Origin of the sequence: Pseudomonas sp. NFPP24 (genome assembly GCF_900112095.1) — a bacterium.
In the GTDB taxonomy this organism is placed as follows: Bacteria; Pseudomonadota; Gammaproteobacteria; order Pseudomonadales; family Pseudomonadaceae; genus Aquipseudomonas; species Aquipseudomonas extremorientalis.
The window spans coordinates 302,159-323,667 of record NZ_FOKD01000005.1 but is presented as its reverse complement, the minus strand read 5'-3'; the positions used below and the strand labels follow the sequence as shown (position 1 = coordinate 323,667).

Here is a 21,509-nt window from a genome sequence, read left to right as displayed (position 1 = left end):
ACTCCACTTAGCGTTTTTTCTTGCGCCAGACATCAATCAACACCGCAAGCACGATGATCAATCCCTTGGCCACTTGTTGGTAATACGACGACACCCCGAGCAGGTTCAAACCGTTGTTGATCACACCGATCAGCAGCGCGCCAAACAACGTGCCGACAATGCTGCCGGTGCCACCCGACAGACTGGTACCGCCGATCACCACCGCCGCAATCGCATCCAGCTCATAAGATACGCCCGCCTGGGGCAGGGCCGAGGTGGTGCGCGCCGCCAGCACCACACCGGCCAACCCCGCCAGCAGGCCGGAAATCACATACACCGAGAACGTGACCTTGCGCACGCCGATGCCGGAGGTGCGCGCGCTTTTTTCGTTGCCGCCCACGGCGTACACGTAGCGCCCGTAGGTGGTGTAGCGCAGCACCATCCAGAAGATCAGCGCGACCACCGCAAAGATAATGATCGGCACGCCAATGGGGCCCAGCTTGCCGATGCCCATGGCGAGGAAGCTGTCCGGCAGGTCGGTGACCGGGCTGCCGTCGTTGAGAATAAAGGTCATGCCCCGCGCCACGCTGAGCATGCCGAGGGTGGCGACAAAGGGTGGGATGCTCAGGTTGGCTACCATGAAACCGTTGACCACGCCGAGCATGGCCCCGGCAAACATCCCCGCACTCACCGCCGCCAACAGGCCATAACCCTGGGTGGCGACCAGCGCGCTGCACAAGCCGGCGAAGGCCAGGATCGAGCCCACCGACAGGTCGATGCCCTTGGTGAGGATCACGTAGGTCATGCCCACGGCCAGGATGCCGTTAATGGAGGTCTGGCGCAGGATGTCCATCCAGTTGCGCCAGGTCATGAAGTATTCGCTGGAAAACGCCATCACCAGGCACAGCAGGATAAACACCAGCGGCAGGCCGAAGCGGTCAAGGGACAAGCGCAGGCGGTTGCGCGGCGCGGCAGTGACGGGTGCGGCGAGGACTTTACTGTTCATGAGGCAAGACTCAACAAGGCTTCCTGGGAAAGGGCGGTGTCGCTGCTGACGGTCACCAGGCGGCCGCCCTTGAACACCGCGATGCGGTCACTCAGGTGCAGCAGTTCCGGCGCCTCGGACGAGACCACGATGGCCGCACCGCCGGCGCGCACGAATTCGTCGAGCAGGTGATAGATCTCCTGCTTGGCGCCTTCGTCGATGCCGCGCGTGGGTTCGTCGCACAGCAGGCAGATCGGCTGGGTCGACAGGCATTTGGCGAGCACCACTTTCTGCTGGTTGCCGCCGCTCATGGACTCCACCGGCAGGTCCAGGGACGAGATCTTGATCTGCAGGCGCTTGACCATGCTCTGCGCCAGGGCCTGTTCCTTGCGCGCATTGATCACCGACCAGCTCGACAATTGCTTGTAGGCCGACAGCGCGATGTTGGCGAGGATGCTGGCGCTGAGCACCAGGCCGCTGTCCTTGCGGTCTTCGGTGACCAGAGACATGCCGGCGCGGATGGTCGCCGCCGGGGTGCCGGTGGGCAGGGGCTGGCCTTGCAGGGTGGCGCTGCCGGCGTCCGGCAGGGTCAGGCCATACAGGCAGTTGAGGAATTCGCTGCGGCCCGAACCCATCAGCCCATAGATGCCGAGGATTTCGCCCTGGCGCAGTTGCAGGCTGATGTCCTGGAACTCGCCGTCACGGCTCAGGCCATTGACATCCAGGCACGTGGCGGCGGCGCATTCGCGGCCGACTTTATGGTCGATGCGCTGCAACTCCTGGCCGACGATGCCGCGCACCAGGTGGGCGCGGTCGATATCGACCATGCGCCCGCTTTCCACAAAGGCGCCGTCGCGGAAGATGCTGTAGTCATCGGCAATCTGCGCCAGTTCACTCAGGCGGTGCGACACATAGATGATCCCGGCGCCACGGGCGGTCAGGCGGCGGATCGCCTTGAACAGGGTTTGCGCTTCGTGTTCGCCGATGGCCGAGGTGGGTTCGTCCATGATCATCACCTGGCAGTCATGGCTGAACGCCTTGGCGATCTCCACCAGTTGGATCTGCGCCACGCTCAGGCGATGCATGGGGCTGGTGGCGTCCACGTCGAACTCCAGGCTTTGCAGCAGTTCGCGGGTGCGTCGGTTCAGTTCCTTGCTGTCGACGATACAGCCGGCGCGGCGTGGCTCGCGGCCCAGCCAGATATTTTCGGCGACGGTCATGTAGGGGATGGGTTCCAGCTCCTGGGTGATCATCGCCACCCCGGCGGCGAGGGCTGCGCTGGGGCGGTCGAACTGCACCGGCTGGCCGTTGAGCAGGATGCTGCCGGCGTCACGCTGGGTGATGCCCATCAAGATGCTGAGGAAGGTGGATTTGCCGGCGCCATTGCCGCCGCACAGTGCGTGCACGCTGCCGGCCCGCAGGGAGAGGCGCCCGTCGCGCAGGGCAGGGACCCCGGCGTAGGCCTTGGAAACTTGTTCAGCGTGGAGCAGTAATGGCGGGGCCATCGGTGTGTCCTCTTGCTGATTTTCTTATTAGGTAGGCTTAGCCAACAGCCTGATCATATGATCGGATAGTGATCATATGTTTAAACTGCTCGGGCCGGCTTTGTCAATGGTTGGGTACAGTGTTCGCCCGTGCTTTTATCGTTTTAGTGGGCTGTCGCCTTGAAATAAGCCTTGACAGCGGTGGGCTGATCGTCCGCTAATGATTGTGCATAATTTCAGTGAGTGATCATTTGATCGGTCTGATGGAGAAACAGTAATGGGTGCACAAACGATGTTTTCGGTGGCCATCGGATGCGACGAGGCAGGCTTTGAGCTCAAGGAAATGCTCAAGCGCTTTATCGAAAGCCTGGGGTATGGGGTCGAGGACTTTGGCTGCCATTCGTCCAGCCCGGTGCTGTACCCGGACATCGCAGCAGCCGTAGCCACGGCGGTGGGCGCGGGTGAGCAGCGCCTGGGTGTGTTGATCTGCGGCACCGGCATCGGCATGGCGATTTCCGCCAACAAGATCAAGGGTGTGCGGGCCGCCCAGGCCCACGATACCTATTCGGCCGAGCGCGCACGCAAGAGCAACGATGCGCAGATCCTGTCCATCGGTGCGCGGGTGATCGGGCCCGAGCTGGCCAAGAGCATCGTCAAAGTGTTCCTGGAATCGGAGTTCGAAGCGGAGCGCTCCGGGAGGAAAGTCGAGCGCATCACTGCGCTCGAGCAGGCGAACAGGGCGTTGCCATCAGACGACTGAGTCGCTTCAGAACACCGCCTTGACCTGCAGGCCCAGCACCAGGGCGTTGTCGATGTTGTCACCGGAAAACGCACCCGGCTCGATGATGTATTGCACATCCGGGCGCAGGGTCAGCCAGGGGGTGGCCTGGTAGCCGTAGCTGAGTTCGATCAGTTGTTCGGCATTGTTCAGGTCGGGATAGTCGGTCCCGGCCTTGAAGGCGGCCAGTTCCTGTACCTCGCGGCTGCGCGGGTTCGGCACGGCGCGACCATAACCCAGGGCCAGGGTGTCACGCGGCCGGCCTTCGAACGGCTTGTACAGCACCACGCCTGCGCCGTACCACTTGCTGAACGGCGAGGCCGCTTCGCTGGCGGCGGAATACTGGCCGAAGGCGTGCAGCACACGGCCGGCGGATGAGTCCGAGGCCCACACTGCCTGGTCGATCAGCAGGTAGTGACCACCGCGGCCGCTGACCTTCCTGGTGCTGCCGATGCGTTTCACGTCGGAGCTGTCGTAGTAATAGCCCAGCTTGTATTCACCCGGCAGGCTGCCGGCGTGTTTGTAGATCAATTCGATGGGCACTACGGTGCCAGTGGTGTGCTTGGGGTCCAGGCGCCAGGCGCGGCTGGAGTTGCCGTTGCTTTGCGGGTCGACGTTGAAGGCGGCAACGCGCAATTGCCAGGCCGGCGAGAAGTCATATTTCACCCGCGCACCCAGGCGTGCATTCGGGTAGTTGGTCCAGCCGCTGCCGCCGGACATGTTCAGCGGGTGCCCGCAGAACCCGGCGTTCATGAAGTTGCACAAGATCCCGCTGTCGAGGCCGCCGAGGTCATTGCCCATGGCCATGTAGCCGAGCTTGACGTTCAGCGCCGGGGTGAACAGCGTGCGTTCGTAGCTCAACTCGGTGAGGCGGGTGTAGAGACCGCCGTAGTTTTCCTGGATCGGCAGGCGGTTGCCCACCAGGTCCTCGGACGCACTGTTGCCGCGCCGGTCATTGATCGTGAGCTGGATGCGGTCGCCATTGTTCAAGCCGTAGAGCTTGCCCAGGTCGAACTGCACGCCGAGCTTTAGGTTCTGCGAGTAGCGCGCCGAGCGGTGCTGGCCGCCGTGGGCGTTGTAGGCGGTCTCGCCGCTGTAGTCGCCGGTGAAGCGAATGCCTTGTGCGTCGAGTTCACGGCGCAGGCCGCCCCAGTCGCCGGTCAGGGTGGTGTCATCGGCTTGTACGGGCAGGGCGGCACCCAGGGCGAGGCCCAGCAACAGGCGCCCAAGGGCAATATGAGAAGTGGGGGTCATGCGGGTTTTTCCAGGTACAAGGCGCGGCGCCGGGGAGGCGCCGCGCGAACAGGGGGGTTAAGGCAGGGCGTAGGCGATCACGTAGTCGCCACGGTCAGTGGACTGGCGTGCGCCACCGGCGGTGATGACGATGTACTGCTTGCCGGTTTTCGGCGATACGTAGGTCATCGGGCCGCCCTGGCTGCCGACGGGCAGGCGGGCCTTCCAGATTTCCTCGCCATTGCCGCTGTTGAAGGCGCGCAGGTAGAAGTCCTGGGTGCCGGCGATAAAGATCAGGCCGCCCTGGGTCGACAGGGTGCCGCCGAGGGTCGGCAGGCCGATCTTGATCGGCAGGTGCATGCGGATGCCGAGGGGGCCGGTGTCCTCGACGGTGCCGACCGGTACTTGCCAGGCGACTTTCTGGGTCTTCATGTCGATCGCAGTCAGGGTGCCGAACGGCGGCGCCTGGCACGGAATACCCGCCACCGACAGGAAGCGGTTTTTGTTCACCGCATACGGCGTGCCCTTGAGTGGCACGGCGCCCATGCCGGTATTCAGCGCTTCGCCACCCGACGCGGCCTGGGCCTTGTTCTGCGAGGGTATCATCTGGATCCACAGGCCCAGGCGCATGTCGTTGACGAAGATAAAACCGTGCACCGGGTCGGTGGAAATGCTGCCCCAGTTCATGCCACCCAGCGAGCCCGGGAAACTCAGGGATTTATCGGTGCCCGGCGCGGTGTACAGGCCGTCGTAGCGCATGCCCTTGAAGTCGATGCGGCACAGCAACTGGTCAAACGGTGTGGCGCCCCACATGTCCGATTCGGTCAGGGTCTGCGCGCCGATCTGTGGCATGCCGACCGATTTTGGCTGGGTGGGCGAGTAGGGCTCGTCAGGGATGTTGGCGGCCTTGACCGGCACTTCCTTCACCTCGGTCAGCGGCTTGCCGGTGGCACGGTCGAGCACGTAGATCTGCCCGGCCTTGGTGCCGATCACCACCGCAGGCACAGCCTTGTCGCTGCCAGGCGGGGTGAAGTCGATCAGGCTCGGCTGCATCGGCAGGTCGAAGTCCCACAGGTCATTGTGGACGGTCTGGTACACCCATTTTTCCGTGCCGGTGGAGGCGTCCAGTGCCAGTACCGACGCGCCGTATTTGTGGTTGAGCTGGGTGCGCTCGACACCGTAGATGTCGGTGGACGAGCTGCCCATCGGCAAGAACACGGTGTTCATCAGCGGGTCATAGGACATAGGCGCCCAGCTGTTCGGCGTGCTGCGCACGTAGGTGCTACCGTCGGCCGGGGCTTTTTTGTCTTCCGGGTTGCCCGGGTCGAACGCCCAGCGCATCTGGCCGGTGATTACGTCGAAGCCACGGATCACGCCGCCGGGCATGTCGGTCTGCACGTTGTCGGCCACGCGGCCGCCGACCACCACGGTGGTGCCGGCGATCAGCGGTGCCGAGGACAGTTGGTAGTAGCTGTCCGGCACGTTGCCCAGGCCGGCTTTCAAATCCACCTGGCCGTGGGTGCCGAAGTCTTCGCAGAACTGGCCGGTGTCGGCGTCCACGGCGATCAGGCGTGCATCGATGGTGTTGGTCAGCAAGCGGCGCTGGCACTGCGCGCCGGCGGGCACGCTGGCGGCGATGATCGGTGAGCTGTTCGGTTGGGTAGGCTGTGCAATCGGCGCAGTGGCGTCGAAGTAGGCCATGCCACGGCAACGCTGCCACACCGCCGATTTGGCGTTGATCTCGTTCTTCCACAGCTCTTTGCCGGTGTCGGCGTCGAGGGCGATCAGGTTGTTGTGCGGCGTGCAGATGAACACTTTGTTGCCGATCTGCAGCGGGGTGAGCTGGTCTTCGGCACCGTTGCCGTCGCTGAGGGCGACGTCACCGGTGTGGTAGGTCCAGGCCACTTTGAGCTTATTGATATTGTCGCGATTGATTTGGTCCAGCGCGGCGAAGCGGCTGCCGCCTTCGGTGTTGCCGTAGTGCGCCCAGTCTTTCTGTGCGTCGGCCGCGGCCACCGGCGTGATGCCTGGGCCAGTGCCGGTGGGTGCCACGCTCGGGTGGGCGACAAACATGTTGCCCGCCGCCACGGCCACGGCCACCGCCAATACCGCCGCCACGCCATAGGCGCCACGTGCAGGCCGGTTGACCAGCAGCGGGTACAGCAGCGCTACCACCAGGCCGATCACCGTAAACATGAACAGGCGGGAGAACAGCGGCCAGAACACCAGCCCCACATCCGCCACCGCCCAGAGAGCCGTGCCGACCAGGAAGGCCGCGAACAGCCACGCGCCCGCCGGCTTGCGTCGGGCAATCAGCAAGCCGGAAACGGCCATGGCCGCACCGCCGATCAAGAAGTACCAGGAGCCTCCCAGGCTCACCAGTTTGCCGCCGCCAATGGCCAGCGCGAGGCCGAGCAGGGCGATGATCACGCCCAGGCCCAGCAGTAGGATTCTAGAGACGCCAGTGGCGCGCGATGCTCGTTTCATGTCGATAGGACTCGAATGTGAGAGGGCAAAGACGCGATTTTAGCAAGATAAGTAACTGGTTAGTACATTGGAGTCCTGCAATAGACTATTACAGGTGCTGCGATGATGGCATGTGGTCGAATGTCGCTCGAGGTGCGATGCGTCTCGCACCTGGCAGGCCGGCGTTTTAGTCGGATTTCTTGCCGCGCAGCTTTTTTTGCGGGGCCTCGGTGCTGGCAAGTGCATCGCCGCCCAGGCTGCGGGTCAGTTCGACGGCGGCTTGCTGGAACAGCGGGTGCAGCGTCTGCGCCTGTTCGGCGGTCAGGCGGCTGGCGGGGCCGGACAGTACCAGTGCGCCGATCAGGTTTTCCCCTGGACCGAAGATGGGCAGGGCCATGGACGAGGCATGGGGGTCGGTGGCGCCATGGGAGAAAATCGGTTTGATCATTTTCGCGGCCAGCGCATAGGGTGTGCGCAACGCCTCGGCTCCGGCGGCGCCGTCCATGGGGCGAGTGTCCCCGGGTTGCAGGTGCAGGCGCAGATGGTGAGGGGAGTTCACGCGGTACAGGCACATCCGATAAGCGCCGTGGCGTACGTAGAAGGAAGCGGTTTCGCCGGTTTCCTGAGTCAGGCGGTGCAGCAGCGGAGTGATGTGGCGTTCAAGATCGAGGCCGTCCTGATACACCGTGTTCAAGCGCATGATTTCGGTGGCCAGCTGATAGCGACCATCGGCCAGGCGGGTGATCAGGCCGTGATTCTCAAGCGAAACCATCAAACGCATGATGGTGCTTTTGATCAGTCCGGTGCGTGCGGCGAGTTCGGCCAGTTCCAGGGCGGTATCCCCCATGCGGAAGGCAGTCAGCACGGTGAGCACCCGATCAGCCGAGGCCACCCCGGTGACTGCGGGGCGTGGGCGGGTTTTTACCATGGGTTGCTCCTTGTGAGGGGGTGGGCGGGTAGGCTGCAAAATACTGCCATTGGTCGGCGCGGTCAAAGCGGTGGGGAGAAGGGCAGTCGAATCATCGTGCTGCCCCTCCCGCTTTTTCAGGTCGCGCTGGCAGGTTTGTTGAGTTGCGCCGTTTCGCTCATCTGCTTGCGCCCCATCAACAAGACCATGATCGCACCAGCGGCACACAGCGCCGCCAGCGGCAGCAATGCAAGGGCGTAGCTGCCTGTGGCGTGATGAATGGTTCCATACACGTTGACCATGATGCCGCCGCCTATCAGGTTGGCCATCGCGCCTACGGCGGCCAGGCCAGCGGCTGCGGTGGAGGATGAAAGCCAGGTCGAGACCAGCGCCCAGAACGGTCCTTTCATGGAGTACGCACCGATCAGCACCATTGACAACATGAACACCGTGGCGACCAGCGAAGAGGTCACCAGCGCCAGCAGCAACCCGCCGGTGATCAGCAACAGGGTGAGTGCGGTATGCCAGCGGCGTTCACCGGTCTTGTCGGAGCTGCGGCCCCACACAATCATCAGGATGGACGCGAGCCCGTAGGGGATGGCGTTGACCATGCCGATTTCCAGGTTGTCCAGGCCAAACGTCTTGAGCAGTTGCGGCGCCCATACACTCATTGTGCTGCCGGCCGCCGATGCGCCGGAATAGATCAGTGCCAGCACCCAGATGTGCTTGTGGCGCAGTAGTTTCCACAGGGAGATATGCCCGATGGCGGTCTTGCGGTTGCGCTCTTCGTCGAGGCGGCCAGTGAGCCAGTGGCGCTGCTCGTGGTTCAGCCATTTGGCTTGTTCCGGGCGATCAGTCAGCACGAACAGGCAGGCGATGCCCAGCAGTACAGCGGGAATGCCTTCGATGATGAACAGCCAGTGCCAGCCACGCATGCCGAACCAGCCGTCCAGGCTCAACAACAAGCCGGACAGTGGTGAGCCGATGAAGTTGGCGCCGGGAATCGCCACCATGAAAATCGCGACCATGCGCCCACGGTATGCCGCTGGCAGCCAGTAAGTGAGGTACAGCAGCACGCCCGGGAAGAATCCTGCCTCGGCCGCGCCCAGCAGGAAGCGCATCACATACAGCGAGTTGGCGCCGGTGACAAACGCTGTGCCGGCGGAAATCAGGCCCCAGGTAATCATGATCCGCGCAATCCACACCCGTGCGCCGAAGCGCTGCAAGGCCAGGTTGCTCGGCACTTCCACCAGGAAGTACGAGACAAAGAACAGGCTGCTGGCAAAGCCGAAGATCGCCGGGGTCAGCCCCAGGTCCTGGTTCATTTGCAGCGAGGCCATGCCGATGTTGCCGCGGTCGATGATCGCCAGCAGGTAGCAAAGGATCAGGAACGGCAGCAGTCGCCACGCCACCTTGCGCATGGTTGAGCGCTCGATGGCGCTGATGTCGGTAGAACTGATAGGCATGACTCTCTCCCGTATTGTTTTTTTTTGGAGATGCGTGATGAGCCCGCATGTAACCGGCGGGAGATGTCAGTGTGCGTAGAGGTGGCGGTTGACCACAGCACGCGGCGGCGGCGCGATGCCGTCCCAGAAATCGATGATTTGTTGCAGGGCCAGCAGGCCCACTCGGTCCCGCGCTTCGGCGGTATTGGCCCCCACATGCGGTGTGGCTACCAGGGTAGGCAGGCCCCATAGCGCCGAATCGGCGGGAGGGGGTTCGGGGTTGAACGTGTCGAGTCCGGCGCCGGCAATCTGCCCGGTGCTCAGGGCGTGGACCAAGGCTTCGGTGTCGATCAGTTCACCGCGCGCCGTATTGATCAGGAGGCTGCCGGGGCGCATGCGCTTGAACTGCGCCGCGCCAAACAGGTTGCGGTTATGTTCGGTCAGTGGGCAATGCAGGCTGATGATATCGCAGCTTGTCAGCAGGTCATCAATGTCGTCGACGCGCTCCACATTCGGCAGTTCCGGCAAGTACGGGTCGAACACCTTGATGGTCATGCGCAGCGGCGCCACCAGTTCCATCAGGATTCGTCCGATGCTTCCCAGGCCCACCAAGCCCAGGGTCTTGCCGGACAGCTCGATGCCCACTGAAGTGGCTTTGTCCCAATGCCCGTCACGCATCCGTGCGTCGAGCAGGGCGGTCTGGCGCGCCACGCTGAACATCAATGCCAAGGCGTGTTCGGCCACCGATTGCGCGTTGGCGCCCAGGGCGATAGTCACCGGGATCTGGCGTTCGGCGGCGGCGGCGATGTCGATGCTGTCGTAGCCGACGCCGTGCTTGGCGATGATCTTCAGTGCGGCCGATGCGTTGATCATCTCCCGGGTCAGTTGGCCCTGGCGCACGATGATTGCGTCCGGTTGTTCGCGGGCAATGATCGCGATGAGTTCATCGGCCGGTGCGTAGGGGGTGGTAGGGATGACGCGCACGCCGTGGGAGGCGGCGTGGGTCATGGCGTCGGCGGTCAATTCCGGGCCGGTCAGCAGGAGGGTTCGGGTCATTTCTGTGCACCTTGGTGTTTTTGTCGGTGTGCGGTAGTGACTGGAAATTATCATAATGAAACGGTGTTGCAATAAATAATTTTTTTATCGTCGCTTTAAAATCGGCCAAATACAGTACCCAACCTTGCCAGGTAGGGTTTTCTGCTGGTTTTTCAGGAGTGGTACCGCTGGTCATTTGATGCCTGGGTTGGGCTTGAGTCTTGTTGATTTGAATTTGTGGTGTTAATTTCGAAATGGCGTTTCAAAACAAACAAAAATCATCAGAGGAATACCCCATGTCCATCGGATTCAGAGTGCTCAAGCAGCAACGCAAGGTCGCCGTTGAGTGGGTCGAGCGTTACCGGAGCGTGCCTGTCGCCAATATCAGTGACTCCATGCACCGCCTTACCGCCGGCGGCGCAAGCCTGCAACCGATGCATCGCACGGGCGTATTGGTCGGGCCGGCGCTCACCGTAAAGGCGCGGCCGGGGGATAACCTGATGCTGCATCACGCGCTGGACATCGCTGAGCCCGGCGACGTGATCGTGGTGGATGCCGGCGGTGACCTGAGCAACGCGCTGATTGGCGAGATGATGGTGGCTTATGCGATCAAGAAAGGTGTGGCGGGTATTGTGATCAACGGCGCGATTCGCGACGCAGCCAGCATCGGCACCGGGGATTTCCCGGTGTTCGCCGCCGGTATCACCCATCGCGGCCCTTACAAGGACGGACCTGGCGAGGTGAATGTGCCGATTGCCCTGGCCGGTATGGTGATCGAACCGGGCGATCTGGTGATCGGTGATGAAGATGGATTGCTCTGCGTGCCGTTCGAGCAGGTCGGTGAGGTGTATGATCGCGCCAGTGCCAAACATGCCGCCGAACAGAAGCAGTTGGAACAGATTGCACTGGGCGAAAACGACCGCTCCTGGGTCCTTGAATCCCTGAAACAAAAGGGCTGTGAGTTTATTTGAATCCTGCGTCTACCTCCCGATGGCCCACGCCCATGCGCGCGCTGCGCCATCGCAATTTCCAGATCTACTTTGTCGGTCAGGGTCTCTCGACCCTGGGCAAGTGGGTGCAACAGGTCGCGCTGTCATGGCTGGCCTACCACCTGACGGGCTCGGCCGTACTGCTGGGGGCCATTGCGTTTTTGACGCTGTTGCCGCAGCTGTTGGTCGGGCCGCTGGCGGGCGCCTGGTCCGACCGCCACGACAAGCGTCGCCTGTTGATGGCGGTGCAGGCCGCCCTGGCCCTGCAATCGCTGGCCCTGGCCGTGCTGACCTGGCAGCAGTGGATGGGCCGTGAGGTGATCATCGCCATGGCGCTTCTGCTGGGTTTGCTCAACGCCCTGGAAACGCCTCTGCGCCAGGCCTTGATCGCCAGCTTCGTCGATGACCCCAACGACCTGCCCAATGCCCTCGTGCTCAATGCAATGCTGATCAACGCCGCGCGCTTTATCGGCCCACCGCTGGCCGGTTTGCTGATCAACTGGAGCGGTGAGGCCGGTTGCTTCCTTCTCACCGCTATCGCCTTCGGTATGTTGCTGATCGGGCTGGGCAAGGTGCAGAGTCGTGCGCCCGTGCGGGCAAAGGGGTCGACCGGGGAGATTTTCCGCGAAGGCCTGCGCTACCTGTGGGGCACACTGTCCATTCGGCGCTTGCTGATCAGTGTGGTGATGGTGAATCTGCTCGCCTCCTGCTACACGGTGCTGCTGCCGATTCTGGCCAAGCACACGTTCAGCGGCGACGCGCAGACCCTGGGCTGGCTATGGGGCGCTGCGGGCGCGGGGGCTTTTGTGGCCACGATCTTTCTCGCTTTCGCTGGCAGCACCTCACGATTGGGCCGCATCATCGCCATGGGCGCGGTGGTCTGTGCGGTTTCGTTATGCGCGGTGGCGGCCGACCCACCGCTGTGGCTCACGCTGGTTGCGCTGGCGGGGTTGGGCTTTGGCATCACGGCGAGCAATGTCAGCAGCAACATGACTCTACAAAGCGCCGCGCCCGAAGCGTTGCGGGGCAGGGTGATCGCGTTCTATATCGCCATGCGCTTCGGCTTTGAAGCCATCGGCGGGTTAGTTGCAGGCTTGTTGGCGGCGGCGCTGAGTGTGCAATGGACACTGCTGCTGGCGGGCGGTTTACTGGGGCTTTATCAGTTGGCGAGTTGGCGGATCAGCCGCGCGCGCGGGTGAGAACACCCCCGCACGGCCCACGGCTTGACCCGGCATGCTAGCTCGGTTGCTGTTCCAGAAATGCCGCCACACAGGCCATGCACGCTTCTCGTTCTTCCACGTGGGGCATATGACTGGACGCCTCGAATATCTGCCACTGCACGTTGGCGATTCCGTCGGCGAATGGCTGCACCGTTGCGGGGGTGGCTTCATCGTAGCGACCGGAAATCAACAGCGTCGGCACCTGGATGCGAGGCAAGCGATCAATGATCGTCCAATCGCGCATGCTGCCGATCACGTGGAATTCGGTGGGGCCGTTCATGGCGTGGTAGACCGTGGGGTCCGCATCGATGGCAGCGAAGGTGCGCGCCACTTCGGCGGGCATCGGCTGGATGCGGCATACATGGCGCGCATAGAACACGTCCGATGCTGCGCGGTACTCGGCGCTGGAGGTGGTGCCTGCTGCTTCGTGGCGTTGCAGCGTCGCCTGCACATCCGCAGGGAGTGCCTGGCGTAGCTCATTCGCGGCCTCGGACCACAGCGCCATGGACGCCGGTGAGTTGGCGATGATCAGTGCCTTGAGGCCGACCGGCTGGCGTACCGCATGCTCGGCCCCCAGAATGCCGCCCCAGGATTGGCCGAGCAGCGCGTAATCACGGATACCCAGATGAGCGATCAGGTTGTTCAGTTCGGCGAGAAACAGGTCCACCACCCAGTATTCGCGGGGCGCATCCGGCAGATGGGTCGAGCGGCCATTGCCGAGCTGGTCGTAGTGCACCACCGCCCGACCCGTGGCGGCCAGGTCCTTGAAGCTGTCGACGTAGTCGTGGGTGCAACCGGGGCCGCCGTGGGCAACGATCAGGGGCAGGCGCCCCGAGTCCGGATCGCCCGTGACCCGGAACCATGTCCGGTGCCCACGGAACTCGGCATAACCTTCGCGAACCTGCATGCTGTGTACCTCCTGGGGATCAATAAGGTACAGGCTAGTCAAAGCGTGCCGTCAGGGGCACTGGCAAAAGTTATAGGTTCTCAGATCTCCACCAGCCGGTAATGCAGGCCACGGACCACCGCTTCCACGCGGTTGCGCGCGCCCAGTTTGCGCGCCGCACCCACCAGGTGCAGGTTGACCGTGGCCTGGGACCGGTTGAGGGTGGCGGCGATGCCCTTGGCCGTAAGCCCCTTGGCCGAATGTTGCAGGCACTCGCGTTCGCGGCGGGTGAGGTGGATGTGGGTGCAGCAGCGTTCGGCCGGCGCCAGCAACTCGCTGGCCCTGGACTGGAAGGCATGGGCCAGTACCAGCATCTCGCCCAGGTTGTGCTGGGCTTGTCGTTCGGCGCCGTCGGGCGTGCCGTCGACAATGGCGGTCAGTGTGGCAAAGCCGCCATCGGGCAAGTGCAGCGGCACGGTCAGTCCGGTGCTCAAGCCATAGTCGCGAATATAGTGAGCCACCGGGCGATGGGCGTCGGTGAGGGCGCCGTTCCAGTGCGTGTCCGCGCTGAATGACCAGACAAATGGCGTAGTCCGGCGGGCTGCGCATTGCTGCACCGGGTCGATCTGGTAATAGCCGCGCTCACACCACAACGTGTGCATGTCGGTCGGGGCATTCAGGGTCTTGAACACCGACGGGGTGATCAGCGCCCCCTCGTGGCTCACCGGCACGGGGGCGTAATCGTAGATCAGCGTCTTGAAACCCAGTTGGTCGGTGGCGGCCTGAACCTCGGCCAGGCACGCGTCCAGCGTCGTGGTGTGGGCGAGTTGCTCGCTGAATCGCATCAGGTCGGTGTGCATGGCGCCTCCGGGCGTTGGGTTGCGCGGTTTTCCAAGCAAACAATCTGCCAAGGCCAAAACCTAGTATTTTTCAGGATACAGCTGCCGGCCTGTAACGCCCTAGAGTGAAGCTTCTGTCCAACCCTTGCGGAGCGTCATCATGATCGATCCTTCCACCCCCGGTGACAGCGCGGAGCTTGCGCGTTTCGGATATACCCAACAACTCAAGCGCCAGCTGAGCCTGGGCGACCTGCTGATCTACGGCATGGTGTTCATGGTGCCGCTGGCGCCATTCTCCATCTTTGGCGGGGTGTTCGACGCCAGCCACGGCATGGTGCCGCTGACGTACCTGATCGGCTTCGTCGCCATGCTGTTCACTGCGATCAGCTACCAGCAGATGTCCCATGCGTTTCCGGTCGCCGGTTCGGTGTATGCCTATGTGGGGCGTGGGCTGAACAGCCAGCTGGGGTTTCTTGCGGGCTGGGCGATCCTGCTCGATTATCTGCTGGTGCCGACGTTGCTGTATGTGATCGGTGCCAATGCCATGGCCAATGTGATCCCCTCGGTGCCTCAGCCATTGTGGATCGTGTTTTTCGTGGTACTGAACACTCTGGTGAACCTGCGCGGTATCCAGACCACTGCGCGCGCCAATCGCTTGTTCCTTTATGGGCAACTGGTGGTGCTGGTGGTGTTTGTGGTGCTGGCCAGTATCGCGATCAGCAACGGCGTGAATGGTGCCAGTTGGACCCTGAAGCCACTGTACAACCCGGCTGAGTTTTCCCTGCCGCTGATCTTCAGCGCATTGTCGGTGGCGGTCCTGTCGTTCCTGGGCTTCGATGCGATTTCCACGCTGTCGGAGGAGACCCGTGGCGGTAGCCGGGCGGTGGGGCGTGCGACCTTGTGGGCACTGGCCCTGGTAGCGGCATTGTTCATGGTGCAAACCTGGTTGGCCGCGCTGTTGCAGCCCAACCTGGTGCATTACCCGGATGCCGATGCGTCGAACAACGCGTTCTACGAGATCGGCCGCCTGGTGGCCGGCCCGTGGTTGCAAGTGGTGATCGCCCTGGCCGTGGCCATCGGCGCCGCCATCGCCAATTCCCTGGTGGCCCAGGCCGCCACCTCGCGCCTGCTGTTTGCCATGGCCCGCGATCGCCAACTGCCGCAGTTTCTCAGCCAGGTGCACCCGGTCACCGGCGTGCCGCAGCGCGCCACCCTATTGGTCGCGGGCTTGAGCCTGGTGCTGGGCTTGTTCTTCGTGGGACAGATCAACCTGCTGGCGTCGATGTGCAACTTTGGTGCGCTGAGTGCGTTCCTGCTGCTTCATGTCGCCGTGGCCTGGCACTACCGCGGCGCCGGTCGTCGGTTGGTGCATGGGCTGGTGCCATTGATCGGCTTTGTGATCATCAGCTATGTGCTGGTCAATTCTGATATCTATGCCAAAGTCGGCGGCACGTGCTGGCTTGCGCTGGGGATTGTCGTGTTGGTGTTCTTCAAGGCCACCGGGCGCTCCACGGAGCTTCAGGTGGGGTGACCGATCCTGTGGAGCCGGCAAGCCGGCCCCTGCGGAGGATGGATCAGAACTTGAAGCGTCCCACCAACCCTTTGAGCTGACCCGAAATATCCGTCAGCCGACCCGACCCGGTCTGCGCCGAATGGGCAAACCCCTCGACCAGTTGCGCATCGGCATGGATCTGCGCGATGTGCCGGTTGATCTCTTCGGCCACCTGGTGCTGTTCTTCGGCGGCGGTGGCGATCTGGGTGTTCTGGTCGCGGATCGAGTCCACCGAGCCACGGATCTTGTCGAAGCTGTCGCGGGCCTGCTGGATGCGCTCCACGCTGGTGTGGGACACCAGCAGGCTGCCTTGCATCTGCTGCGTCACTTCCTGGGTGCGACGGGCGAGGTTGCCGAGCAGGCTGTCGATCTCGCCGGTGGAGTCGGCGGTGCGACGGGCGAGGGCGCGGACTTCGTCGGCGACCACCGCAAAGCCACGGCCCTGGTCACCGGCACGGGCGGCCTCGATGGCCGCGTTGAGCGCCAGCAGGTTGGTCTGTTCGGCAATCGAGCGGATGGTGTCGAGGATGGTGTTGATGTTTTTGCTGTCCTGCTCCAACTGCTGCATGGTCTGGGTCGAGCGTTGCAGGTCTTCGCTGAGCTGAAGCACGCTGCCGGTGGCTTCGCCGATGTGCTGCTGGCCGTCGTGCACATCGCGGTAGCCTTCGTCGGCACTGGTGGCGGCGGCACTGCAGGAGCGCGCGACTTCGTTGGCGGTGGCCACCATTTCGTTGAACGCGGTGCTGACCAGTTCCACCGCTTCACGCTGGCGACCGGCGGCCTGGTTCATGTTGTGCGCGACTTCGCTGGTGTCGGCGGCGGCGGTTTGCAGGTCGGACGAGGCGTTGCCGATGCGCTGCACCAACTGGGCGATCATGCTCAGGAACTGGTTGAACCAGCCGGCCAGGCTGGCGGTTTCGTCCTTGCCCTGCACCTTGAGCTGGCGGGTCAGGTCGCCTTCACCTTCGGCGATCTCTTGCAGGCCGTCGGCCACGCCGCGAATTGGACGTACGATGACGCTGGCGAAACTGGCGCCGACAATCGCGAAGACCACGGCCAGCGCGGCGGCAATCGCCGCGATCAACCAGGTAAGGCGGGTCGCGCCGGCCATCACTTCGTCGCGCTTGATCAGGCCGATAAAGCGCCAGCCCAGGTCTTTGGAGCTGACCATGTTGGCCATGTACGCCACGCCATCGATATCGATCTGGCTCACGCCGTCGCCGCGCTTGGCCAGCTCGGCGTAGTTGGGGCCCAGATCGGCCAGGGGCTTGAAATTGTGCTTGGCGTCGCTGGGGTCGACCAGCACGTTGCCGTTGCCTTCCACCAGCATCAGGTAGCCGCTGTCGCCGAGCTTGATGTTGCGCACCAACTCGGTGAGCTGCTTGAGCGACACGTCCAGGCCTACCACGCCGAGGATCTTGCCGGCGGCGTCGGTGACGGTGTGCACGGTGCCGATCAGCGTCACGTCGTCCGGCGCCCAATAGTAGGCCCCGGTGCGCACGGTTTTACCCGGCGCGGCGATGGCGGCCTGGTACCAGGGGCGTACGCGCGGGTCGTAGTTGTTCAGCTTGGTGTCGTCGGGCCAGCTGGCGTAGCCGCCGTCGGCGAGGCCCAGGGACAGGTAGGCGGTGCTCGGATGGCTCTTGGCGAACTGGTCGAAAATCTCCAGCAGCGCTGTGTTGGTGGGGGTGAGGGGGATTTGCGCGGCATCGGCGCCGGCGTAGCTCTTGAGGTCCTTGGCCGCGACAACGCGCGGGTCCTTGGCCACATACTCGACGTTCTGGCTGATGCCGTCGAAGAACTGCTTCATGCCATTGTCGATCTGGCGGATCTCGCGGCCGCTGCTGTCGAGGAAATTGGCCTGGGCCCCCTCGCGCAGATTCAGTACAACCAATACAGCGACCAAAATAACCGGGACGCACGCGATGGCGGCAAACGCCCAGGTCAGCTTTTGCTTGATATTCATGACTTCACCCGCGGGTATTTATAATTTTGGCAAGGAGAAAACAGTAGCGTCGAGCGTCGCATGTGTTGTTTTAAGGGGTGTGGCCCATGCGTACCCTCTGTATATCGACTGCGCGGGCACGCACTTGAGGGCTGAGGGAGGGTTTAACCGATGCGCTCGCCACCCAGCGCATCACGCTGCATCGACTGCAGGTTTTTTTCGATGGTTTCGCAGATGGTGTCCATCTGGATCTGGTGTTCGCTGGAGTTGAACGGGCTTTGCAGGTCGGTGCCGATGCGCTCGATGGCCAGCAGCATGAACCCCACCACCGTCGAGGCCAGCGGGGTGAACCAACCCAGGGACTCCACCAGGCCCACCGGCACGATCAAGCAGAACAGCGAGATAAACAGCCGCGGGAAGTACACGTAAGGGTAGGGCAGCGGGGTGTTGGCGATCCGCTCCATGCCGCCCTGGGCGTTGGACAGGTCCACCAGGGTCGACTCCAGCCGCGCCAGACGGATGCTGTCGAGGTGACCGACCTTGTACTCCCGGGCCAATAACGCCGCCGAGCCGGTAAGGATATCGTTGGCAAAGTTGTTGGTGGCGCCGTTGCGCGCAAACTCGTCACCAGGGATAAACGCGCGGACTTCTTCGGGGCACGGCTGGCCCTTGAGGTGCGCGGCCAGGCAATTCACATAGGCCACATGACGACGCAGCAGGGTGGCCTTGACCGGGTTCACTTCGTCGTCGGGGTCGTCCAGCAGGGTCAGCACCTGACGGGCAAAACTGCGCGAGTTGTTGACCATCGCGCCCCACAGTGTGCGGGCTTCCCACCAGCGGTTGTAGGCGCTGCTGTTACGGAAACTGATCAGCACCACCAGCGCAGAACCCAGCAGGGTCAGGGGCATCAGCGGCAGATTGATCTTGTAGGTGAGAAACAGCATGAAGTCCACGGTGACGGCGACGTCCCACAGCAGCAGCCAGAACAGCGCCCAGCCAACGTAGCCCATGGTTTTGATGATCAGGCGGTACTTTTTGAGGATGGCGGCTTTCAAACGGAGACCTCGCGGTGAGTGGCAGGCAACGGTGCCTTAGCTCGGACGCGGGTCGCGGTGAAAGGTTCGCCCCAGGGCCTGAATCGTTTAAGTAGCGCTCACCGGTTCCCGTGAGAGTCGTCGCAATTCTTCCAGTGCCGCCAGGATTCAATGGCATCGGCGAACAGGTCGATTGAACAGTTTCATCACAACGCTTGGATATATTTAAAAGCAGCGAAGCACCGCAGCTGTCATGGGCGTGTATGAGTGGGTTGTTTTAGGGACGCCAATACGTTTTGGAACAATTTTGGTAGCGATGATGTCTGTCGGGTTAATCGCGATACATTGCGCTCGAGGCAAAACGCCATCACTGGTGGTGTTTACGACGTGAGTTGTTGTGAGACCTGGTTGCAGAAGTGCTGCGCCATCGATCAGTGAATTCCAGTAGGTTGATCAGGGCTCTTTCTCATGTGCGTCAGTTCGTTGAAGTGGGCGTTGGATCATTCCGCGCGGGTGTTGGAACGTCACGGGGAATTTGAATGCAGTATTCGCGCGCACTACGCCATTCTGCTGGGTCCCTATTCAAAACGACCGTTTTTCTACAAGACAGCGCTGAAGTTCAACCGTTTGATGGTGTCTTTCACGCTGCTGAGTGAATATTTCTCCAAGCCCGCGCCATTGTTGTCCGACGTGAAAGCGTTCTGCGTGGCTCGCGGCTTCTGTTCCAGGAACAGCCTGGAGTCGATCTTCCTGCTGTTCCGGGCACTGGGGTTCATGAAGGTCGCCGGCCACCCTGACGACAGCCGTTTCCGAGTGTTCAGCCCATCGGCCCAAGCCTGCCATGAAGTCAGGTCGATGCTCAATTCCGTGGTGCAGCCGCTGGGACCAATGTGCCCCAGTGAAGCGCAGGTCCAGCGGATGAGTGAGTTGGACGACCGAGCCTTCCTGGCACTTTATTTCAAAGGTTTTGCCACCCTTCTTTCAAATAAGCTGACCATCGATGTATTGCTGCCTGAATGTGACTGGCTGGTTAACCGCGATGCCGGACATATGCTGATGTTGGCGATTTATAACGATGCCTGTTCCTTGGACTGTCAGGGCGCAAGTTTCAGGACGTCTTCTTATCTTTCACTGGCGACGCAACTTTCAGTGTCCAAGACCCATGTGATTCGTCTGGTTCAGGAGGGTGTTGAAAAAGGTTGCTTTAAAGTGCATTCCAAGACGCAGTTGGAAGTATTGCCGCCCTTTGTAAAGTTGGTGCGCCGTTTCATGGCGTATTCATTTGCAATCACCCTGCAGAGTATCGAATTGGGCCAAGCCAGCAAAATATAGGCAACTTATGCGCAGGGAGTGTTGAGATGCCGGCTGACTTAAAGCTCAGGCCAAGGATGCAGAGGTTATTGTCGCCCGCTGTTGCCCAGGCGGAATGGATAGGCCTGATTGTCTGGTGGTGGGTGCTCTTGGTGGATCCGGTGCTGGAGTTCGGGTGGTACACCGTGCTCATTACCGTATGTTTGACAGCGTTGTGTCGATTTCACCGGCGGTTGACCAATTTCCTGGCCTGGCGGGCGTTCGGTGTGGTCTATATGGCGGTGTTGGCCGGCGGCTTTGCGTTGGTGATGCAGACCGATCAGGCGTTGCAGGTATTTGCTCTACCGCTGGCGGTGATTCTGGTGCTGAGCAGTGCCTTGCTCTTTATCGCAGTCCAGGATTTCTTGATAGGCGCTGCATTGATCTGGTCGATGCTGTGGCCAGCTGTTCATATGTCGATCTACGTCGGGGTTGAGGTTTACCTGGTGATGTTCTGCCTGGCGTCGGTGTCGATCGGCTTTATCCTGAATTATTCATACGTGAAGAACCTGCGCTCTGTGTTGCTGGTCGAGAGTGAGTTCCGGGAACTGGCAGAAACGGATTACTTGACCTCCATCCTGAACCGCAGGGCCTTTATCGAACGTTTCGCCAAGGTGATCGCCGAGGGGCAGTGCGGCTATTTCATGATGTTGGATATTGATAGCTTCAAGTTGAAAAATGACCAGTTTGGCCATGATGTCGGTGACAAGATTCTCTGTGCGATGGCGCACTGCCTGAAAGCCACGCCGGGCAGCGACAGCTTCGGCAGGATAGGGGGAGAGGAGTTCGGCGTGTTGCTGGTGGGAGATGACCCTGGGGCGGCCACTGATTTTGCCGTGCGGCTGCTGCAAGCGATCCGTGGCAGTGTCCCGCCGCCCCATCACTACACGTGCAGCGCGGGTATGACGCATTTCTCGGTGGGTGCCGATATGTCAGTGGTACTCAAGTGCGCCGACCGCAACCTGTATGCCGCCAAGCACAATGGCAAGGACTGTGTGTATCTGGATGGCGAGCCATTGACCGCTTCCAGATGAAACGGACAGACGGGCCTCAGTGCTGGGCCAGAATGCTCGCGAGCAAGCCGGGGAAGCGGCTTTCCAGGTCGTCCGCGCGCAATGCATTCATGTGCGTGGTCCCCACGCTTCGGGTCTGCACCAGCCCGGCGTCGCGCAACACCCGAAAGTGATGGGACATGCTCGACTTCGGTCGCCCACCGTCCAATTCGCCGCAGGTAGCCTCGGGCACGCCGGCCAGGCAGCGCACGATTTCCAGGCGCACCGGATCACTCAGGGCGTATAGCACGCGCTCAAGGGTCAGGTCTTGCAGGGGAGGGTGTTTGAAGGCTCGCATGAAACGAATCATAACAGGGGGCTATCGTTGAA

17 protein-coding genes and 2 pseudogenes are annotated in these 21,509 nt (G+C 62.1%); 6 read left to right on the top strand and 13 right to left on the bottom strand.

Annotated features, from left to right (window positions below):
• Nucleotides 1-7: 7 nt before the first annotated feature.
• Together BM026_RS13090 and BM026_RS13085 are read right to left on the bottom strand one after the other, a co-directional pair.
• A complete protein-coding gene (locus tag BM026_RS13090) occupies nt 8-985 on the bottom strand; it encodes an ABC transporter permease (protein ID WP_076954377.1) in 978 nt (325 codons plus the stop codon).
• Complete coding sequence (locus BM026_RS13085; RefSeq protein ID WP_093127979.1) at nt 982-2,469, bottom strand: sugar ABC transporter ATP-binding protein; 1,488 nt, start codon at nt 2,467-2,469, stop codon at nt 982-984. Before BM026_RS13085 ends, BM026_RS13090 begins: the two co-directional genes overlap by 4 nt.
• Nucleotides 2,470-2,725: 256 nt before the next feature.
• Between BM026_RS13085 and rpiB the strand changes: the two genes are divergently transcribed.
• Nucleotides 2,726-3,208: a ribose 5-phosphate isomerase B gene (gene rpiB / locus BM026_RS13080; protein WP_170856088.1), complete on the top strand. Its 483-nt coding sequence runs from the start codon at nt 2,726-2,728 to the stop codon at nt 3,206-3,208.
• A gap of 6 nt (nt 3,209-3,214) precedes the next feature.
• Here the strand turns inward: rpiB and BM026_RS13075 are convergent, their stop codons facing one another.
• The 5 genes from BM026_RS13075 to BM026_RS13055 form a co-directional block, all read right to left on the bottom strand.
• Nucleotides 3,215-4,480: a carbohydrate porin gene (locus BM026_RS13075; RefSeq protein WP_092246063.1), complete on the bottom strand. Its 1,266-nt coding sequence runs from the start codon at nt 4,478-4,480 to the stop codon at nt 3,215-3,217.
• A 57-nt stretch (nt 4,481-4,537) separates the two neighbouring features.
• Nucleotides 4,538-6,946 carry a glucose/quinate/shikimate family membrane-bound PQQ-dependent dehydrogenase gene (locus tag BM026_RS13070; protein ID WP_093513749.1) on the bottom strand — a complete coding sequence of 803 codons (2,409 nt, stop codon included), beginning with the start codon at nt 6,944-6,946 and terminating at the stop codon, nt 4,538-4,540.
• A 166-nt stretch (nt 6,947-7,112) separates the two neighbouring features.
• Nucleotides 7,113-7,853, bottom strand: a complete 741-nt coding sequence (locus BM026_RS13065; protein ID WP_071491474.1) for an IclR family transcriptional regulator — start codon at nt 7,851-7,853, stop codon at nt 7,113-7,115.
• A gap of 116 nt (nt 7,854-7,969) precedes the next feature.
• A complete protein-coding gene (locus BM026_RS13060) occupies nt 7,970-9,298 on the bottom strand; it encodes an MFS transporter (protein ID WP_093513748.1) in 1,329 nt (442 codons plus the stop codon).
• A 66-nt stretch (nt 9,299-9,364) separates the two neighbouring features.
• The gene (locus BM026_RS13055; RefSeq protein WP_071491472.1) at nt 9,365-10,333 is read right to left on the bottom strand and encodes a hydroxyacid dehydrogenase; all 969 of its coding nucleotides are present in this window, start codon (nt 10,331-10,333) and stop codon (nt 9,365-9,367) included.
• Nucleotides 10,334-10,608: 275 nt separating this feature from the next.
• Here BM026_RS13055 and BM026_RS13050 point away from each other — a divergent pair, with 275 nt between their 5' ends.
• The gene (locus BM026_RS13050; protein ID WP_071491471.1) at nt 10,609-11,283 is read left to right on the top strand and encodes an RraA family protein; all 675 of its coding nucleotides are present in this window, start codon (nt 10,609-10,611) and stop codon (nt 11,281-11,283) included.
• A 32-nt stretch (nt 11,284-11,315) separates the two neighbouring features.
• Entirely contained in the window at nt 11,316-12,500 is a 1,185-nt protein-coding gene (locus BM026_RS13045; RefSeq protein ID WP_093513747.1) for an MFS transporter, read from the top strand.
• Between the two features lie 37 nt (nt 12,501-12,537).
• On the opposite strand, the gene BM026_RS13040 is transcribed toward BM026_RS13045, so the two are convergent.
• Both BM026_RS13040 and BM026_RS13035 read right to left on the bottom strand, forming a co-directional pair.
• Nucleotides 12,538-13,428, bottom strand: a complete 891-nt coding sequence (locus BM026_RS13040; protein ID WP_092246050.1) for a proline iminopeptidase-family hydrolase — start codon at nt 13,426-13,428, stop codon at nt 12,538-12,540.
• A gap of 80 nt (nt 13,429-13,508) precedes the next feature.
• Nucleotides 13,509-14,267 carry a helix-turn-helix transcriptional regulator gene (locus tag BM026_RS13035; protein ID WP_071491469.1) on the bottom strand — a complete coding sequence of 253 codons (759 nt, stop codon included), beginning with the start codon at nt 14,265-14,267 and terminating at the stop codon, nt 13,509-13,511.
• A 139-nt stretch (nt 14,268-14,406) separates the two neighbouring features.
• On the opposite strand from BM026_RS13035, the gene BM026_RS13030 reads away from it, so the two are divergent.
• Nucleotides 14,407-15,777: an APC family permease gene (locus tag BM026_RS13030; protein ID WP_093528893.1), complete on the top strand. Its 1,371-nt coding sequence runs from the start codon at nt 14,407-14,409 to the stop codon at nt 15,775-15,777.
• A gap of 43 nt (nt 15,778-15,820) precedes the next feature.
• On the opposite strand, the pseudogene BM026_RS29575 reads toward BM026_RS13030, so the two are convergent.
• The 3 genes and pseudogenes from BM026_RS29575 to BM026_RS13020 all read right to left on the bottom strand — a co-directional run.
• Nucleotides 15,821-16,363 (bottom strand): annotated as a pseudogene (locus BM026_RS29575) (methyl-accepting chemotaxis protein); the annotation flags it as partial.
• 321 nt (nt 16,364-16,684) lie between these two features.
• Nucleotides 16,685-17,764: pseudogene (locus tag BM026_RS29570) on the bottom strand (cache domain-containing protein); the annotation flags it as partial.
• Nucleotides 17,765-17,907: 143 nt separating this feature from the next.
• Nucleotides 17,908-18,798 (bottom strand): bestrophin family protein, encoded by an 891-nt coding sequence (locus tag BM026_RS13020; protein ID WP_092246044.1) that lies wholly within the window; start codon nt 18,796-18,798, stop codon nt 17,908-17,910.
• Nucleotides 18,799-19,245: 447 nt separating this feature from the next.
• Between BM026_RS13020 and BM026_RS13015 the strand changes: the two genes are divergently transcribed.
• Together BM026_RS13015 and BM026_RS13010 are read left to right on the top strand one after the other, a co-directional pair.
• Nucleotides 19,246-20,109 carry a hypothetical protein gene (locus BM026_RS13015; RefSeq protein WP_093528891.1) on the top strand — a complete coding sequence of 288 codons (864 nt, stop codon included), beginning with the start codon at nt 19,246-19,248 and terminating at the stop codon, nt 20,107-20,109.
• A gap of 26 nt (nt 20,110-20,135) precedes the next feature.
• Nucleotides 20,136-21,161, top strand: a complete 1,026-nt coding sequence (locus BM026_RS13010; RefSeq protein ID WP_093528888.1) for a GGDEF domain-containing protein — start codon at nt 20,136-20,138, stop codon at nt 21,159-21,161.
• Between the two features lie 16 nt (nt 21,162-21,177).
• On the opposite strand, the gene BM026_RS13005 is transcribed toward BM026_RS13010, so the two are convergent.
• On the bottom strand, nt 21,178-21,477 hold the full coding sequence (locus BM026_RS13005) for an ArsR/SmtB family transcription factor (protein ID WP_170856087.1): 300 nt from the start codon (nt 21,475-21,477) through the stop codon (nt 21,178-21,180).
• Nucleotides 21,478-21,509 lie beyond the last annotated feature (32 nt).

Coding starts and splice junctions, on each gene's coding strand:
- BM026_RS13090 (WP_076954377.1), bottom strand. CDS start 985: ATGAACAGTAAAGTCCTCGCCGCACCCGTCACTGCCGCGCCGCGCAAC.
- BM026_RS13085 (WP_093127979.1), bottom strand. CDS start 2,469: ATGGCCCCGCCATTACTGCTCCACGCTGAACAAGTTTCCAAGGCCTAC.
- rpiB (WP_170856088.1), top strand. CDS start 2,726: ATGGGTGCACAAACGATGTTTTCGGTGGCCATCGGATGCGACGAGGCA.
- BM026_RS13075 (WP_092246063.1), bottom strand. CDS start 4,480: ATGACCCCCACTTCTCATATTGCCCTTGGGCGCCTGTTGCTGGGCCTC.
- BM026_RS13070 (WP_093513749.1), bottom strand. CDS start 6,946: ATGAAACGAGCATCGCGCGCCACTGGCGTCTCTAGAATCCTACTGCTG.
- BM026_RS13065 (WP_071491474.1), bottom strand. CDS start 7,853: ATGGTAAAAACCCGCCCACGCCCCGCAGTCACCGGGGTGGCCTCGGCT.
- BM026_RS13060 (WP_093513748.1), bottom strand. CDS start 9,298: ATGCCTATCAGTTCTACCGACATCAGCGCCATCGAGCGCTCAACCATG.
- BM026_RS13055 (WP_071491472.1), bottom strand. CDS start 10,333: ATGACCCGAACCCTCCTGCTGACCGGCCCGGAATTGACCGCCGACGCC.
- BM026_RS13050 (WP_071491471.1), top strand. CDS start 10,609: ATGTCCATCGGATTCAGAGTGCTCAAGCAGCAACGCAAGGTCGCCGTT.
- BM026_RS13045 (WP_093513747.1), top strand. CDS start 11,316: ATGCGCGCGCTGCGCCATCGCAATTTCCAGATCTACTTTGTCGGTCAG.
- BM026_RS13040 (WP_092246050.1), bottom strand. CDS start 13,428: ATGCAGGTTCGCGAAGGTTATGCCGAGTTCCGTGGGCACCGGACATGG.
- BM026_RS13035 (WP_071491469.1), bottom strand. CDS start 14,267: ATGCACACCGACCTGATGCGATTCAGCGAGCAACTCGCCCACACCACG.
- BM026_RS13030 (WP_093528893.1), top strand. CDS start 14,407: ATGATCGATCCTTCCACCCCCGGTGACAGCGCGGAGCTTGCGCGTTTC.
- BM026_RS13015 (WP_093528891.1), top strand. CDS start 19,246: ATGTGCGTCAGTTCGTTGAAGTGGGCGTTGGATCATTCCGCGCGGGTG.
- BM026_RS13010 (WP_093528888.1), top strand. CDS start 20,136: ATGCCGGCTGACTTAAAGCTCAGGCCAAGGATGCAGAGGTTATTGTCG.
- BM026_RS13005 (WP_170856087.1), bottom strand. CDS start 21,477: ATGCGAGCCTTCAAACACCCTCCCCTGCAAGACCTGACCCTTGAGCGC.